General features: G+C 39.9%; 12 protein-coding genes. 9 read left to right on the top strand and 3 right to left on the bottom strand.

Annotated features, from left to right (window positions below; translation table 11 throughout):
* Window positions 1-101: 101 nt before the first annotated feature.
* Window positions 102-1,208: an ABC transporter permease gene (locus tag ACESMA_RS05880; RefSeq protein ID WP_372947849.1), complete on the top strand. Its 1,107-nt coding sequence runs from the start codon at window positions 102-104 to the stop codon at window positions 1,206-1,208.
* A 63-nt stretch (window positions 1,209-1,271) separates the two neighbouring features.
* Window positions 1,272-2,390, top strand: a complete 1,119-nt coding sequence (locus ACESMA_RS05875; RefSeq protein ID WP_372947848.1) for an ABC transporter permease — start codon at window positions 1,272-1,274, stop codon at window positions 2,388-2,390.
* Between the two features lie 138 nt (window positions 2,391-2,528).
* Here ACESMA_RS05875 and ACESMA_RS05870 read toward each other — a convergent pair whose 3' ends face one another.
* Entirely contained in the window at window positions 2,529-3,407 is an 879-nt protein-coding gene (locus ACESMA_RS05870; RefSeq protein ID WP_372947847.1) for a MerR family transcriptional regulator, read from the bottom strand.
* Window positions 3,408-3,517: 110 nt separating this feature from the next.
* Entirely contained in the window at window positions 3,518-4,987 is a 1,470-nt protein-coding gene (gene rhaB, locus ACESMA_RS05865) for a rhamnulokinase (protein ID WP_372947846.1), read from the bottom strand.
* A 211-nt stretch (window positions 4,988-5,198) separates the two neighbouring features.
* Here rhaB and ACESMA_RS05860 point away from each other — a divergent pair, with 211 nt between their 5' ends.
* The 7 genes from ACESMA_RS05860 (at window position 5,199) to ACESMA_RS05830 (ending at window position 12,176) form a co-directional block, all read left to right on the top strand.
* Window positions 5,199-6,182, top strand: coding sequence for a DUF4412 domain-containing protein (locus ACESMA_RS05860; RefSeq protein ID WP_372947845.1), 984 nt, complete (start codon window positions 5,199-5,201; stop codon window positions 6,180-6,182).
* A gap of 3 nt (window positions 6,183-6,185) precedes the next feature.
* Window positions 6,186-7,070 carry a metallophosphoesterase gene (locus ACESMA_RS05855; RefSeq protein ID WP_372947844.1) on the top strand — a complete coding sequence of 295 codons (885 nt, stop codon included), beginning with the start codon at window positions 6,186-6,188 and terminating at the stop codon, window positions 7,068-7,070.
* Window positions 7,071-7,186: 116 nt separating this feature from the next.
* The gene (locus ACESMA_RS05850) at window positions 7,187-8,557 is read left to right on the top strand and encodes a T9SS type A sorting domain-containing protein (protein WP_372947843.1); all 1,371 of its coding nucleotides are present in this window, start codon (window positions 7,187-7,189) and stop codon (window positions 8,555-8,557) included.
* 175 nt (window positions 8,558-8,732) lie between these two features.
* On the top strand, window positions 8,733-9,611 hold the full coding sequence (locus ACESMA_RS05845; RefSeq protein WP_372947842.1) for an SRPBCC family protein: 879 nt from the start codon (window positions 8,733-8,735) through the stop codon (window positions 9,609-9,611).
* 26 nt (window positions 9,612-9,637) lie between these two features.
* Entirely contained in the window at window positions 9,638-10,078 is a 441-nt protein-coding gene (locus tag ACESMA_RS05840; RefSeq protein ID WP_372947841.1) for a VOC family protein, read from the top strand.
* Window positions 10,079-10,088: 10 nt separating this feature from the next.
* The gene (locus ACESMA_RS05835) at window positions 10,089-10,937 is read left to right on the top strand and encodes a VOC family protein (RefSeq protein WP_372947840.1); all 849 of its coding nucleotides are present in this window, start codon (window positions 10,089-10,091) and stop codon (window positions 10,935-10,937) included.
* A gap of 660 nt (window positions 10,938-11,597) precedes the next feature.
* On the top strand, window positions 11,598-12,176 hold the full coding sequence (locus ACESMA_RS05830; protein ID WP_372947839.1) for a hypothetical protein: 579 nt from the start codon (window positions 11,598-11,600) through the stop codon (window positions 12,174-12,176).
* Window positions 12,177-12,288: 112 nt separating this feature from the next.
* On the opposite strand, the gene ACESMA_RS05825 is transcribed toward ACESMA_RS05830, so the two are convergent.
* A partial coding sequence (locus tag ACESMA_RS05825; RefSeq protein ID WP_372947838.1) for a LamG-like jellyroll fold domain-containing protein occupies window positions 12,289-17,000 on the bottom strand: 4,712 nt, incomplete at its 5' end.

Raw genomic sequence — 17,000 nt, 5'->3', positions numbered from 1 at the left:
GAAAAATATGTAGCAACTAATAAAAAAATGGAAAACGAAATTCTGTAATATAACGAATCAACTTCGGTCTTCTGACTTCCGTCTTCCAGCCATCTTAATATATGAAACAACTGAAATCATTCATAAAAAAAGAATTCTTCCACATTTTCCGCGACCCGCGGACGATGCTGATTTTGTTTGGTATTCCAATTGCCCAGTTGCTCATTTTTGGCACGGTTATAAAAAGCGAAATCAGCGATGTGCACATTGCCATTTACGACCAGTCGAAAGATGAAACCACCCTGCAAATAACCAACAAGCTGCTGTCTTCAGGCTATTTTCTGCTCGAAGAAAACCTCAGCAATACACAAGGAATTGAAGAAATTTTCAAAAAAGGGAAAGTAAAGGAAGTGGTTGTTTTTGAAAGCAATTTTGGTGAAAAATTAATTCGCGAAGGTTCAGCTCAGGTGCAGCTCATTGCCGATGCGTCCGACCCGAATATGGCCCGGCTGGTCACTTCCTACACCACAGGCATTATCAACGATTACATCCGCAAGTTGAACCCGAACATGGAAATGCCTATGCAAATTGAACCCGAGGTGCGCATGTATTTCAACGAGGAGATGAAAAGCGCCTATATGTTTGTTCCGGGAACCATGGCGCTCATTTTAATGCTCATCTCAGCCATGATGACCTCCATTTCCATTACCCGCGAAAAAGAGATGGGAACCATGGAAATTTTGCTGGTTTCGCCGCTGAAACCGGGACAAATCATTGTAGGGAAAGTACTGCCTTATCTGATTCTTTCCATCATCAACGCCTTTGTTATTGTGCTGATTGGGCACTTCGTTTTTGGCGTGCCGGTTACCGGAAGCTTCATTTTACTGATGCTTGAAACCATCCTGTTCATTTTGATGGCACTTTGTTTTGGAATTCTCATTTCCACTGCGGCAAAAAACCAGATGGTGGCCATGTTCATTTCAATGATTGCGCTGATGCTGCCGACCATTATTCTATCGGGATTTATTTTCCCCATCGAAAACATGCCCAAAATTCTGCAGTGGCTCAGTCACATCATGCCTGCCCGCTGGTTTATTACCATCATCCGCAGCATTATGCTGAAGGGAACCGGGTTGCTTTTTGTCTGGAAAGAAACGTTCATATTGATTGGAATGACGCTGTTTTTTGTGGCGGTGAGTGTGAAAAAGTTTAAGGTAAGACTGGAATAAAAGCCCCCTCTAACTCCCCCAAGGGGGAGAAACCTAAAACGTGAAACTTTTAACAGTTGAAACATGAAAACCATTCTTTACATATTACAAAAAGAATTCCGGCAGATATTCCGGAACCGGTCGATGCTGCCCATGATTTTTGGCGTTCCGTTGATGCAAATGCTTATTTTGGTTTTTGCCGCTACATTCGAAATGAAACAGATTGATATGGTGGTGGTTGACAAAGACCTTTCCTCTGCATCGCGGGAGTTAATTGCCAAATTCGATGGCATTCCGTTTTATCACATCACTGAAATGGTGCAGGATGAAATCATTGGAGAGGAAATGCTGCTGAACGACAAAGCTGATGTTGTACTCAACATTCCGGTAAATTTCGAACAAAACCTAGTCCGAAACGATAAAGCTCATTTACAGCTTCTTGTAAATGCCATCGATGGCAATTCTGCTCAACTTATCTATGCCTATTCTTCGCGAATTATTTCCTCGTACAACCAAAACCTGGTGGCCGAATGGAAAGGAATCCCTGAATTTACCCCGCCTGCACAGGTAAAAATTGCCGAAAGTTACTGGTACAACAGCGAACTCGATTACAAATGGTACATGGCGCCGGGCATTCTGGCCATTTTGGTTACCATCATTGGAATGTTCATGTCGGGAATGAACCTGGTGCGTGAAAAGGAAATAGGAACCATAGAGCAACTCAACGTAACGCCGATAAAAAAACACCATTTTATCATCGGTAAACTGGTACCTTTCTGGATTATTGCACTCTTCGACCTGGCCTTCGGGTTATTTATCGCGTGGCTGGTTTTCGACCTGCCCATTGTGGGAAGCCTCTGGCTTTTATTTGGGATGGCTGGCATTTACCTCATCAGTGTGCTCGGTCTGGGATTGTTCATTTCCACCATTTCGGAAACCCAGCAACAGGTGATGTTTGTGAGTTTCTTTTTTATGATGATTTTTATTTTGATGGGCGGAATTTTTACGCCTGTGGAAAGTATGCCGCAATGGGCGCAGATGGCCGACCGCGTGAACCCGATTTTTTATTTTATGAAAATCATGCGTATGGTTATCCTGAAAGGTTCCGGGTTTTTCGATTTGATTGAAGAATTTATTTCTCTTTCTGTGTTGGGTGTGTTTTTTCTGAGCCTGGCCATTTGGAGGTACCGGAAAACTTCTTAAGAGGCTGCCCGGAGAGGAAAATAGAAGCAGGCGCAGTTAGAAGTCGCAGTTTGCAGCCAATTTCACAGGTAAAAGGGATTTGGCAAACATCTGGGAAAACCGATGATTAATTCAACATATCAAACTGCTTAAAATCTTTTACCTCATAAACTTTTTAAATTCTTTGTAATCTTTTACGATTTTTACATTCCTGGGAAGAGTGGGTTCGTGCAGGTGCAGTTGCCAGCCGGTAATAAAAACTTTTTGGTTGCTAAAAAGTTCCTTGAGCGAAACAAGGTAATTTTCAAGGTCTTCTTTAGCAACCGAATTGATAAAAGCCGTAAATACAAAATCAATTTTTACCTGTTGCTGAATTTTTTCCAAATCATTCCATGGAACAAACTGTCCGAGGTAAATAACATGGTAACCCAATTTGAGAGAAAGGTACGAATAGAAAAGCAAACTCATCTCATGCAGCTCATTTTCAGGGAGAAAAAACAGTATGGTTGCGCGGCTGGATTCTTTCATACCCAACTTATCAATTTCGGAAATCATTTTCTGCCTGAAAATATTGGTTACATAATGTTCCTGTGCCGGAAAAATAGATCCCACCTGCCAATAAGTGCCAACCCTTACAAAAAATTCGAAAAATACTTTGGTAACGGCATCTTCAAACCCCATAGAATCAATAATTTCATTGGTTAATTGGTAAAAGCCCCGGTTATCAAAATTAACCATGTGTAATATCAGGCGATCAATATAATCTGAATCAGACGTTCTTCTTTTGGATATTTCAAGTACTTTATCGTTAATTCTTTCTTCGTCCCACTTTGAGACCTTTGATATTTTGTAACCCATGCGAACCAAAAGAGAAACATTTAACATTCTGCGCAGGTCATCATCTGTATAATATCTGATGTTTGTGTCGGTACGTTGCGGAACAAGCAGTTCATATCTTTTCTCCCAGATACGAATAGTGTGAGCCTTTATTCCTGATAAAACCTCTAAATCCTTTATTGAATAACCCCTCTCTTTCATTTGTTTAATGTTATTGTTTTAAGTTTACTGAAATGTTGGTAATGTAACGCAAATCAATACATTTTTGTTTAAACTTAAAAAATAAATATTTAAACAAATAAAAATATTTTTTAAATCAGCTTTTTGAACTTTTCAAATGCTTTTTCCCATTCAGCAACAGCAACCGGATGGTAAATTTTAACTTCGAAAGAGTTTTTCACCACTTCTCTGACTTCCTTCAGCGAATTCAAAACACCCAGTGCTTTTGCCTGCATAAGAATGTTGCCAATTGCGGTAGCTTCTGTAGGCCCTGCAATCACAGGTATTCCGGTTGCACTGGCTGTAAAACGGTTCAACAGTTCGTTGTTGGCTCCACCTCCTATAATATGCAGTTTTTCAATCGTTTCGCCGGTTATCGTTTCAATTTGTCCTATTGTATATTTATATTTCAGTGCCAGACTATCGTAAATGCAGCGCGCTATTTCGCCTTTGTTTTCCGGGATCGGCTGCCTGGTTTTTCGACAATAATTCTGAATAGCCCCGGGCATGTTTCCCGGATTTAAAAAAGCCAAATCATCAGGATTTATAAGGCACTTAAATGGCAGGGAGCTGTTACTCAAACGAACAATTTCATGCCATGTAATTTCTTTCTCCTGGTCCCAAATGCGCTTACATTCCTGGATGAGCCACATGCCCATAATGTTTTTCAGAAACCGTGTGGTACCTTCCACTCCGCCTTCATTGGTAAAGTTCATTTCCAGTGATTTCTCAGAAACCAGCGGATTCGGGCTTTCAATTCCCAGTAACGACCAGGTGCCGGAACTCAAATAAGCCCAGTTTTTATCCTCTGCCGGAACTGAAGCCACCGCCGATGCAGTGTCATGGGAAGCCACTGCAACACAGGGAATGTTTTCACTTCCTGTTTCCTCCTGAATTTCAGGCAGAATATTCCCCAACAAAGTTCCCGGAAGTATTATTTCGCTGCCAAGTTTCCGGTCAATTCCAGCAGCATCAAAAAGTTTGTACTCCCATTCCGGTTTGCCCGGTTTCAACATTTGCGAGGTGCTGGCAATTGTGTATTCATTTTTTTGAACACCGGTAAAAAGGTAATTCAACGCATCCGGTGTAAACAACATTTTCTCAGCCTGTTTTAGTTCCGGATCTTCATTTTGTACCGATGCAAACAACTGAAAAAGTGTGTTAAACTGCATAAACTGAATACCGGAAAGAAGGTATGTTTCTTTTTTGGGCAGCCGCTTAAAAAACTGTTCCATTGAATGGTCAGTCCGGTGATCGCGATAGGCAAACGGCAATCCGGTCAATCTTCCGGCAGAGTTTGCCAAAGCGTAATCAACGCCCCATGTATCAATACCAATGGATTGCGGCTGAATTTTCAAATCAGAAACACATTTTTTCAAACCCGTTTTTAACTCATCGAATAAATTAAAAATGTTCCAAAAATATGTGCCATGAATCCGGGTCATCTGGTTTTTAAAACGATGAACTTCTGTAAGTTTCAATTTGCCGTTTTCAAGTGTACCCAGCATTGCCCTTCCGCTGGAAGCTCCTAAATCGAATGCTAAAAAATGGTTTTTGCTCATTTTCGGCTTCTTAAAATTTCAACCAAAGTAAGAAAAATCATAACTACTTCCTATCCTGCGCTGTCATGATCTTTTACGAACAAGAAAATTATTTATCGTAAATAACTCTTTCAATCAAATTCCGCTCAGAAAATTGATTATTACAATCTTTTCTTCTAATTTTGAATGTTTATAAATAAGGATTGTCGTTCAAACTGAAAATTTTACGAATATGAAACTTTTAATTAATTTGTTGCTAATTGCCTTTGTTTCGGCCATTTTGACTCAACCTGCTCATGGTCAGAAACTTCTGAGAAAACTTCAGGAAAAAGTTCAGGAAAGAACTGAAGAAAAAGTGGAAGAAAGAGTTGATAAAAAAATTGACGAAGCCATTGATAAACAATTGGATAAAATTGAAGAGTCGCTGGAAAGCGATTCAGAAAACGAGCCCGGTTCTTCAGAAGACAGGTCACAGAGTGACAGGGACCGTGAACAACGTATGCAAAATATAATGAAAGGAATTGGTATAGGCGGCGAACCTGTGCCTGTTGCCGATGCTTATGCTTTCAAACAAATGATTGAGATGCGCGTGGAATCGTACAACAAAAACGGGAAATTAGAAAGCGAAGGCGATTTTATTACACATCTTAGCCCGGATTCAAAAAGTATGGCTTACCAGGTTGTTTCGGGCGACATGGGTAACCCGGGACAGGGCATGTTTATTATTGACGCAGATAACGGGGCCACCATTATTTTGAGTGAAGAAAAAGGTGAAAAAACCGGCATTGTTTATGGAATGGGGGCATTCTTTTCGTCGATAGGTGAAACATACGAAGAGGAAAATCTGGCGGAAACCCCGGAAGCTTACCTGGCTAATCCGAATGTAAAAAAAACCGGACGGTCCAAAACAATTGCCGGATACAAATGTGAAGAATACAAATTCAACGATGAAGAAACCGAATCGGAAGTATGGATTACCCAGGACTTGAAAATGAATACCCAGGATTTTTTCAGCACCCTGTTCAAAACCAATCTTTATGCACGAGGTGTACCATGGGGTTATATGATGGAAGCAACAACCCTCGACAAAGAAACCGGCGAAAAATCTGTGATGCAGGTAACCCGTGTTGATGCCAACTCCAACAAACGTTTCAACATGGCCGATTATCAGATAACCAACCTGGGCTCGTTTACCATGCCGGCCGAAGAGGAATGAAAAATGAAACATGCTGTTCAGCTAATTTTAATACTTTTTGTGGGATTCATTTCAAAAAACGCTAAAACCCAAATAAGTTTTGGAGTTTTTGCCGATTGCCAGTACTGTGACTGTGAAACCCTAAACAGCCGGTTTTACAGGAATTCGCCGGAAAAACTGGAAGAGGCCATCGCTCATTTCAACCAAAAAAATAACCTGGAGTTTGTTGTGAATGTGGGTGATTTAATCGACCGCGATTTTACCAGTTTTACACCGCTGAAACCTATTTTACAAAAATCAAACAAAACCATTTACCACTTGCCCGGGAACCACGACTTTGAAGTAGAACCGGAACATTTGGAAAAAGTACCCAAGGAGCTGGGTCTTTCTAAAATGTACTATTCATTGGAAAAAAAAGGATGGATGTTTATATTTATGGATGGCACCGATATTTCTTTTTTTTCGGCTGATAAAGAAAAGGTTAAGCAGGCAAATGTAATGTCGGAAAAACTAAAAGCTGAAGGGAAACCAAACTACCATCCCTGGAACGGAGGTGTTGGCAAACAGCAGTTAAACTGGCTAAACAATCAGTTACAGCAGGCAAAATCTAAAAACCTGAATGTTGCCGTTTTTTGTCACTATCCGCTTTTACCCTTCGAAAGCCATGCTTTGTGGAACCAGGCAGAAGTAATTGAAGTTTTGAACAAATATTCCTGCGTTAAGCTTTGGATGAACGGACACAACCATGCAGGAAATTATGCCTTAAGTAACGGAATTCATTTTGTAAACCTGAAAGGCATGGTTGAAACTGAAAATGAAAATGCTTTTGCTGAAGTTATTTTAAATGACAGCACAATCGAAATCAAGGGTTTAGGTCGTGAAGAAGATAGAACTCTGCACATAAAATAATTTCTCAATATTTCTTAAAATAAATCAGAAAACGGGATTGCTAATTGCACAAATATTCATAATTTTGAATAAGAGTTAAAGATATTTTTATTACAAAAATTTAAAAGTGTAACCTTATGAAAAAATTTACCTTATTTCTCGCCATTATGGCGGTTGTTTTGTTTGCAAACGGACAATCCGCTGAATTGCTCCAAAAAAGAATGGATGTGGCAAAGAAAAAATATGCGCAACCAGCATCTGCAAACTTTCAGTTGCTAAACCATTCCAAATTTCAATCAGCATTTATTTTGGTCTCAGAAAAATATTTAAAAAGTGCAGCCGCCACCATGAAGCTCGACAGCACAGTTTCCCAGGTTTGGAATGATGCGAATCAGGTATTGGAAAATGAGACAAAAGAGGAATTTCTTTATGATTCTGAAATGAAAAACACCATGTGGCTTCACAGCGACTGGGACAATAGTTCTGGCACGTGGGATGTCTGGTCGAAAACAGAAGTAGATTTCAATCCGGATGGCACAGTTTCCACCATGTATATTTATGAATCGCACGAACAGGGAGCGGAACCTTCATTAATAAATAAACTTAATGCTTTTTACAACGATGCAGGCCAACTTGACTCAGTTCAGCACTGGTATGCACTCGGGCCTGACACATGGGTTTTGGAAGGAAGACAACATTATTTATATGATGACTCTGGCCGGTTAACCGAAATGAAAGTGTGGTCGCTTGAAGAGGATGAAGGCGAAGAATATATGGCAGCCATGCGTTTTGTATTTACCTATACCAACTCAGACAGAATGGAAACGTCTTCCATGTTTTTTCTTTTTGAAGAAGAGGAAATTCTTTTTTTCAAAACAGAATACAACTATGATGGTTCAGGTCGGTTAGTTTTCACAGAAGACTTGTCTTTAAACCTTTTGTTCTTTGAGCTGGAAAAGAATGCCCGAACAGACTTTGAATACAATGCATCCGGGGATGTATCCACAGAAACTTACTCTTTGTGGGACGCAACAAGCGAGGAATGGATTCCGGATGAAACAGATGAATACACGTATTATGATTTTAACAATTCCGAAGTTTTTTTGCCCTCCTACCTGTTGTTTTATGGAATAGTTGAAGAATTTCAGGTTCCGGGTAAAGCGGTTAAGGAAATAGAAACCATGGAATGGAATGAAGGAACATCACAGCTTTCTGCTAAAACTATTTTTTATTACTCAGCCGGAACAAATACCTATGCAGATAATCTGAATAAAGCCGGATTTTCAATTTATCCCAATCCGGCCAGTGAAACAGTAATATTTAACTGGGATAGTAACCAGGAAAAACTGAATCTTGAAGTCTTTCAGATTGCCGGGGCAAAAATATTTCAACGCCTCATCAACTCTGGTGACCCAGTTTCAGTTTCAGCGCTGGAAAATGGTATTTACCTGTATAAATTGCAGAACGGAACGGAAACCCTGCATTCAGGAAAACTGATTAAAAAATAGCATCCGGAAAAATTTTCCAACTTGATACCAAAACACCGGCACCTGCCGGTGTTTTCGTATTATTTAAGGAAGAACAGCTCTTCCATTTTGAACAAATACTTAAAAAACAAGCATTTAAACTTTTTTACAGGAACAATTGTTTTTAACTTCACTAATCGATTTAATTACATTAACCATGGAAACTTCAGCCAACACAATTCTTACCGTTTTCACCACGATAAACGTGCCGGTTGACCTGGTCTGGGAGTACTGGACAAAACCCGAACACATAGTAAACTGGAACCATGCATCAGACGAATGGCACACCCCAAAAGCCCAAAACGATTTGCGCGAAGGCGGAAAATTCTGCTGGCGCATGGAAGCCAAAGACGGAAGTTTTGGTTTCGATTTTGAAGGCACCTTCGATGAAATTCAGCCCCGCGAGCGAATTCTTTACACCCTTGCCGACGGCAGAAAAGTGACTGTTGCTTTTGAAACCAGCGGCAGTTCAACAACTGTTACCGAGATTTTTGAAGCTGAAAAAGAAAACCCGGCGAAACTGCAGCAGGATGGCTGGCAGGCTATCCTCAACAACTTTAAGAAATACGCCGAATCCATTAAAAAAATGGTAAGGCTCCATTTTGAAACCGAAATAGATGCCCCGATTGAAAAGGTTTTTCGGTTGATGCTTGCCGACAAAACATACCGTGAATGGACGAAACTTTTTAATCCAACCTCACGGTACGAAGGTTCATGGGAAAAAGGTTCAAAAATTTTGTTTCTCGGAACAGACGAAAAAGGAAACGAAGGAGGAATGCTCAGCCGGATTAAGGACAATATTCCAAATCGGTTTATCAGCATTGAACATTATGGAATAATTGCAGATGGAAAAGAGATAACCACCGGTCCTGATGTTGAAAAATGGGCCGGAGGATTGGAAAATTATACATTCGAAAATAAAAATGGAAAAACGCTGCTTTCTGTTGATACCGATACAACCCCGGAATACAAAAACTATTTTGAAAAAACCTGGCCCAAAGCTCTGAAGAAAATAAAAGAGATTTGTGAAGCATAAAATTCAACCATTAAAAACAAATAGTTATGGCAAGTGTAAGTATTTATCTCAATTTCCCCAACCAGACTGAAGAAGCTTTTAATTACTACAAAACGGTTTTCGGTACCCAATTTATGGGTGATGGCATTATGCGGTTTAAAGATGTTCCACCATCCGAAGAAATGCCTCCATTACCCGAAGCCGATAAAAATTTGGTGATGCACGTTACGCTGCCAATACTTGGTGGCTACCTGCTTATGGGAAGCGATGCACCCGAATCGATGGGATTTAAGGTAAATAAAGGCAACAATGTGTACATCAACCTGATGCCCGACACCCGCGAGGAAACCCGCCGGATTTTTAACGCACTTTCAGAAGGCGGCGTTGTGGAACAGGAACTTCAGGACATGTTTTGGGGCGATTATTACGGTAGTTGCAAAGACAAATTTGGTGTAAATTGGATGTTTAACTGCTCCGAAAAAGCGTAAAATCCAAATCATGAATCATTCCAGTTACCCCTGCCTTTGGTTCAACGGCAAAGCAAGGGAAGCAGCAGATTTTTACTGCTCAGTATTTAAGAATACAAAAATTACTTCTGAAAATCAATTTGTTGTAACATTCGAAAGTGACGGCCAAAAATTTATGTGCATCAACGGTGGTCCACAATTCCAACCGAACCCATCTATTTCTTTTTACGTAACCTGTGAAAATGAACAGGAAGTGGACGAGGCCTGGAAAAAACTTTCCGATGGTGGACAGGTATTAATGGCACTCGATAAGTATCCCTGGAGTCAAAAATACGGCTGGATTCAGGATAGATACGGTGTGAGCTGGCAACTTTCGTTTGGCAAACTAAAGGATGTTGGACAAAAATTTGTTCCCACCCTTATGTTTACAGGCGAAATGGCGGGTAAAGCCGAAGAGGCTATCGGCTATTACACTTCGGTTTTCAAAAACTCATCAGTAACGGGAATTTTAAAATATGAAGCAGGAGAAGGCGATGTGGAAGGCCATGTAAAACACGCTCAATTCAGTTTAAATGGTTATGTGTTAATGGCGATGGACAGTTCAATGCCTCACAAATTTAGTTTTAATGAAGGCATTTCTTTGGTGGTAGAATGTGAAACACAGGAGGAAATTGATTACTACTGGGAAAAACTTTCTGCCGTACCCGAAGCAGAACAATGCGGCTGGCTGAAAGATAAATACGGCGTTTCGTGGCAAATTATTCCGGCCATTCTGCTGAAACTGGTTAATCAACCTGAAAAGGTACAAAACGTGGTGCAGGCCTTTATGTCAATGAAAAAGTTCGATATCGAAAAACTCATTAAAGCATTGGAAGTTTAAATGTAAACATTTATACACTACACACTGAGCAAACAGTCGAAATATACCTTAACTTTGCTCCGTGAAAAAAGTGTTTAAAATAGCGGGAGGAGTATTAACAGCAGTACTTTACAGCATTGCAGTTTTTCTTTTTACGGAAAATGCGAAGCCGCAATTTTCTTCTGTTTTTGAAACGCAAACTTCCGGCAATCGTATTTTATTTTATGTAAGCCCTTCCGGTATTTTAGGCATTCCATTAACACAGGAATCGTCTGTTAATCTGTTCAGCGGGATAAATTATTCTAATCCAGATTCTCCGTACAAATCTTTTTCTGCCTGTTTAAAATATGCTGAAAAAACAATCTCATCCGAATTTGTTCAATATGTTTTTCAGTCCAAAAACTTTCAGATACGGCTACGGAAAGCAGATTTCCTTTTTCCTTTCCACTACTTCTGGTAAACTCTAAAAGCATTTTGAAGTTGTCGCAATCAACTGCAACCAGATGGAAATATGCTTTCAGGTCGCTCCTTTGCAATTGAAATAATTGCCGAAAGCGCAACTTGCATTTGTAAGCATTCATTTTTGACATTCTTACCCGACAACTTCGAAACTCTGAATCAGCAGAAAAATATCTTTCTGTAATATTTCATTTTGTTTAATAATTTTTAAAAATGTTTATAATGGATTTAGGAACAATTATTATAACCTTTATTTTTATTGCTATTGTAACAATACCATTTGTTTTAACCGGTTACAGCAAAAAAAGAAAGAAAAAAAACCTGCTCCGCAAACTTACCGAAATAGCGGGAAATGAAGGCGGTACTATTTCACAACACGAATTTTGCAGCAATTTTGTTATTGGCCTCGACGAGATGGCAAATCACCTTTATTTTTATAAAAAAGGTGAAAACATGGAAATTGCAAAAAGTATAAATCTCCGGGAATTCAAAATCTGCAGACTTTTAAATACAAACCGCACCATTGGCGAAAAAAAATCAAGTTACAGCGTAATTGACAAGCTTGAATTGTGTTTTTATCCAAACGATAAAAATAGACCTGATGAATCTTTAGAAATTTACAACGATGAATACGACAGTTTAACGTTATCGGGTGAACTGCAACTGGCCGAAAAATGGGAAAAGCTGCTGAACGAGCGAATGAAAAAGCTCCAAAAATCAAAAACAGGAATCGATATTCTGCCTTCGAAAACTGTTTCTAAGCCGGTAAAACAGATTACCAAAAAACCTGCAGTTGCTTGAAAAATAAGCCGGCATTCTTTTTTTAAGGTGCCGGCTTTTATTTTTTCATGAATGAAATAAATAATAAAAACGACATCTGCACATCTGGTTGTCAAAAACCATGTGGCTTTTATTATTTTTCAACAATCAATTTTGAGTAGTAAGTTTGTTCACCTCTCAATTCAATCAAATAAATACCGGATTTAAGTGAACCTCTTTTCAAAATAATTTTATCTGAAGTAACATTATTCATTTCCAATACCTTTTTACCCAATATATTATAAAGGACCATTTTATAATTTGAATGTTTGGGATTACTGAATTCAATGGTTGTATTTTCAGAAAAAGGATTCGGATATATTTTAAAATTTTTCAAATAGAATTCATTCGCACCTGTAATACGATCAACTAAAACATTCCACTCCTGAGCAGTCATCCCATCTTCGGCAATAACTGTATAAATAACCAGACTGGAAAAATCATTGGGGGTAATGCCGCTTTCCTGCACAACTTCACTTATTTTTACGGTTGCCCCTTCTGACAGTTTAAATGTGGCAATCAGATTGGTTAAATCTGTTTCTGATTCCACCTCAATTTGAATTGTCCATGTATCAGGATTAATTACAGATGCTCCCGTTTGGGGAGGTATTCCGAAACCAAATTCCAGAATTTCTGTTTCGGTGTTAGCAGCGACAGAAACGGTAACAACCCATTCCTGAACCGTTGTTCCATCTTCGGCAATAACTGAGTAAATAACCGGATTGGTGAAATCATTTGAAGTTACTCCGCTTTCCTGAACAACTTCTCCAACTTTTGCTGAGGCGCCATCTGAAAGGATAAATTCTGCAATAAGGTTTGTAATATCTGTTCCGTTTTCAACTTCAATGTTAACGGTATGATTTGTTGCATCAATGGTTGCATCCCCGGTTTGGGGCGGTAATCCAAAGCCAAACTCCAGAATTTCTGTTTCTGTATTTGGTGCAACTGAAACTGTTACAATCCATTCCCGAACAGTAATTCCATCTTCAGCAATTACAGTGTAAGTAACCTGATTGGTGAAATCATTTACTGTAACTCCGCTTTCCTGAACAGCATCACTAACTTTCGCCGACGCTCCCTCTGAAAGAGAAAATCCTGCAATAAGATTCGTTAAATCTGTTCCGTATTCAACCTCAACAGTAATTGTATGAAAATTGAAGTTAATTGTTGTAGCAACTGTTTGTGGTGGAATTCCAAAACCGAAAGTTAAAATATCGGATTCATCATTTAATCCGGTTTCAACAGATACTTTAACCACCCAATCCTGAACTGTGGTTCCATCCTCAGCAGTTACACTATATGTGACAGTATTGGTGAAATTGTTGGATGTTAAACCACTAGTTTGAACATCGTCTCCAATTTTTGCTGTTGCACCATCGGACAAAGTAAAATTTGCAACAAGGCTAGTTAAATCTGTACCATTTTCAACCTCGATAGTAATTGTTTGAGAATTGTGATTAATTATTGAATTCCCTGTTTGCGGAGGTATGCCGAAACTGTAAGTAAGAATATCGGTTTCGTTGTTTAAAGTCGGCGCTTCCTTTACTGTTACCACCCAGTCCAGTGTTGAAGTTCCGTCTTCGGCAGTAATTGTGTAAGTTACCGGGCTGCTAAAATCGTTGGAAGTGGTACCACTGGTCTGTGCCACTCCCCCGACTTCGGCTGTTGCTCCATTTGAAAGTGTGAAGGTCGCAACAAGGCTGGTCAGGTCGGTTCCGGATTCCACTTCAATGTTAATAGTGTGCGAATTTGTGTTAATTGCGGCGTCGATGGTTTGAGGTGGTGTTCCGAAACCAAATGATACTATATCGGCATTATCGTTCGGACTGGATATTTGATTAAAAAGGGAATCAATTTCTGCAACATTCAAAGCACGGTTATATATACTAACATCATCTATATCACCTCTAAACATTCTTTCTGATAGCTCAGCATTTCCAATTAATAGTGGTTCACTTGGATCAGGGATTGTTCTCGAATCTTCAATTGATCCAATTAAACCTCCATCAACATAAATACTAAATGTATTTTGATTGCGAATCAGACTAATAAAATACCATTTATTTAATTCAGGATCCCAAGGAATATTTATTATCCAATATTCTCCATTTAACCTTTCATGAAGCCCTAAAGAATTCCCTGTAAACCACAAAATCCATTTTTTTGTATAACCCCCTCCATCATCGTGGCCCATTATATAGTATGATCCGATTTGGTCAAGATTTATCCAAAGGGATAACGAAAATGGATTTGTCCCAAAGGTAAAACTTGGATCATCAGCTACACTAATATAATCGTTGCCGTCAAAATGATAAGCGCTGTTTTCATTTCCAAATCTATCTGAAGTTAATGTTGCCCCATTGACCACTCCGTCATGACCATTTCCAGTCTCATCATTTGCATTACCATTGAAAGGATAATGCGCAACCAACCCTGAACCCAAATCAATAACTGTAATTGGAGCAACAGTAATTGTTACAAGCCAATCCTGAATTGTCGTTCCATCCTCGGCGGTAACTGTATAAGTTACCGGGCTAGAAAAATCATTTTCAGTTGTCCCGCTTTCCTGTGCAACTCCGCCGACTTTTGCCGAAGCTCCGTCTGAAATAGTAAATGAGGTAACCAAGTTGGTAAGGTTGGTTCCCGATTCCACTTCGATGTCGATGGCGTGGTTGACATAGTCAATTGAAGCTGCGCCGGTTTGCGGCGGTATGCCGAAACTGTATGTGAGAATATCGGTTTCGTTGTTTAATACAACTTCTTCCGTTACCGTAACTACCCAATCCTGTGTTGTGGTTCCGTCTTCGGCAGTGATTGTGTATGTCACCGGACTGCTAAAATCTTTAGATGTGGATCCGCTGGTTTGTGCAACACCTCCAACTTCGGCTGTTGCTCCTTCTGAAAGTGTGAAGGTTGCAACCAGACTAGTCAGGTCTGTGCCCGATTCTACCTCTATGTCAACCGTGTGGTTCACTTCATCGATTGAAGTTTCGCCGGTTTGTGGCGGAATGCCAAAACTGTAGGTAAGGATATGGGTTTCGTTGTTTAATACAACTTCTTCCGTTACCCTAATTACCCATTCCTGTGTTGTGATTCCGTCCTCGGCAGTGATAGTGTAAGTTACCGGACTGCTAAAATCGTTAGGCGTTGTACCACTGGTTTGTGCCACGCCGCCTATTTCTGCGGTTGCGCCGTCAGAAAGGGCGAAGGTAGCAACCAAACCAGTAACATCAGTGCCTGATTCGACTTCAATATCAACGGTGTGATTGACTTCATCGATTGACGCAGTGCCAGTTTGTGGCGGGATGCCAAAGCCAAATTCCAGAATTTCAATTTCTGTATTTGGTGCAACGGTAACAGTTACCATCCAATCCTGTACGGTAGTTCCGTCTTCGGCAGTAACCGCATAAGTTACCGGGCTTGAAAAATCATTTTCAGTGGTCCCGCTGACTTGTGCAACAGCACCAACTTCTGCAGATGCTCCATCGGAAAGCGTAAAGGTGGAAACCAGATTTGTCACATCCGTTCCATATTCCACTTCAATATCAATAGTATGATTAACTGCATCTATCGTTGCATCTCCGGTTTGAGGTGGAATGCCAAATCCAAAGTCAGTTATTTCAGTTTCTGCATTTGGTGCAACTGTAACAGTTACCTCCCAATCCTGAACTGTTATTCCATCTTCTGCAGTGATTGTGTAAGTTACGGGGCTTGAAAAGTCATTTACCGTTGTTCCGCTAACTTGTGCTACTCCTCCAATTTTTGCAGTTGCGCCGTCGGAAAGTGTAAAAGTGGAAATCAAGTATGTTAAAACTGTTCCATATTCAACTTCAATATCAACGGTATGTGCCGTTGCATCAATTGTTGCATCTCCGGTTTGAGGAGGCATTCCAAAACTGTAAGTTAGGAAATTGGTTTCTGTTGAAAGCTGAGAGTCAAATTCGATAATGACATCATCAATATACCACCCAGTGCTGACATCAAAAGCATTAGAATAAATGTAAAAAGCAAATTGAACCGATTGACCTGCATAATTGGATAAATCGAAATAGGTATATGTCCAAATATTGCCACTCGTATTTGTATAATAGGCTGAAGGAATATCAATCCAATCGACTGTACCGTCTATTTTAATCTGTACTTTTCCATAGTCATTAGGTCCCATAGTATACCAATGCCAAAATCGCAAACGAGGGTTCTTTGAAGCTGATGGGATTGCATATGTTGGACTTGTTAATCTTGAAGAAACTGAAGTCGCATAATTACCATTCAATACAGTTGCTGCACACTGTTGCCCTTCATAAGCTTCCCCGGGGCCACCAGAGGGTGTGCCAACTTCCCAAGTGCCACTTTCTGAAGCCCATTCGCCAAGCCCACTTTCCCAATCTTCAGGATTATTAAAAGTCATAGGTCCGGTTAGCACTTCTACATCGTCAATATACCAACCAGTGCTGACATCAAAAGGATTAGAATAAATGTAAAAAGCAATTTGAACCGATTGCCCTGCATAATCAGATAAATCAATAGAAGGATAAGTCCATACATCGCTGCCAGTATTGATGTATGAAGGAGATATGTCCACCCAATCCGTTGTACCATCTACTTTAATCTGTACTTTTCCATAGTCATTAGGTCCCATACTATACCAATGCCAAAAACGTAAACGAGGATTCTCCGAAGCGGATGGAACTACATATGTTGGACTTATTAATCTTGAAGAAACTGAAGTCGCATAATTACCATTCAATACAGTTGCTGCACACTGTTGCCCTTCATAAGCTTCCCCGGGGCCACCAGAGGGTGTGC

The sequence above is a fragment of the Mariniphaga sp. genome (genome assembly GCF_041687215.1).
GTDB lineage: Bacteria > Bacteroidota > Bacteroidia > Bacteroidales > Prolixibacteraceae > Mariniphaga.
This window is presented reverse-complemented; position numbering and strand designations above follow the sequence as displayed.

Excerpts from the sequence above, each read along its gene's own strand:
- ACESMA_RS05850 (WP_372947843.1), top strand. The coding sequence starts at position 7,187 with ATGAAAAAATTTACCTTATTTCTCGCCATTATGGCGGTTGTTTTGTTT.
- ACESMA_RS05830 (WP_372947839.1), top strand. The coding sequence starts at position 11,598 with ATGGATTTAGGAACAATTATTATAACCTTTATTTTTATTGCTATTGTA.
- ACESMA_RS05880 (WP_372947849.1), top strand. The coding sequence starts at position 102 with ATGAAACAACTGAAATCATTCATAAAAAAAGAATTCTTCCACATTTTC.
- ACESMA_RS05840 (WP_372947841.1), top strand. The coding sequence starts at position 9,638 with ATGGCAAGTGTAAGTATTTATCTCAATTTCCCCAACCAGACTGAAGAA.
- ACESMA_RS05870 (WP_372947847.1), bottom strand. The coding sequence starts at position 3,407 with ATGAAAGAGAGGGGTTATTCAATAAAGGATTTAGAGGTTTTATCAGGA.
- ACESMA_RS05860 (WP_372947845.1), top strand. The coding sequence starts at position 5,199 with ATGAAACTTTTAATTAATTTGTTGCTAATTGCCTTTGTTTCGGCCATT.
- ACESMA_RS05835 (WP_372947840.1), top strand. The coding sequence starts at position 10,089 with ATGAATCATTCCAGTTACCCCTGCCTTTGGTTCAACGGCAAAGCAAGG.
- ACESMA_RS05845 (WP_372947842.1), top strand. The coding sequence starts at position 8,733 with ATGGAAACTTCAGCCAACACAATTCTTACCGTTTTCACCACGATAAAC.
- ACESMA_RS05855 (WP_372947844.1), top strand. The coding sequence starts at position 6,186 with ATGAAACATGCTGTTCAGCTAATTTTAATACTTTTTGTGGGATTCATT.
- rhaB (WP_372947846.1), bottom strand. The coding sequence starts at position 4,987 with ATGAGCAAAAACCATTTTTTAGCATTCGATTTAGGAGCTTCCAGCGGA.
- ACESMA_RS05875 (WP_372947848.1), top strand. The coding sequence starts at position 1,272 with ATGAAAACCATTCTTTACATATTACAAAAAGAATTCCGGCAGATATTC.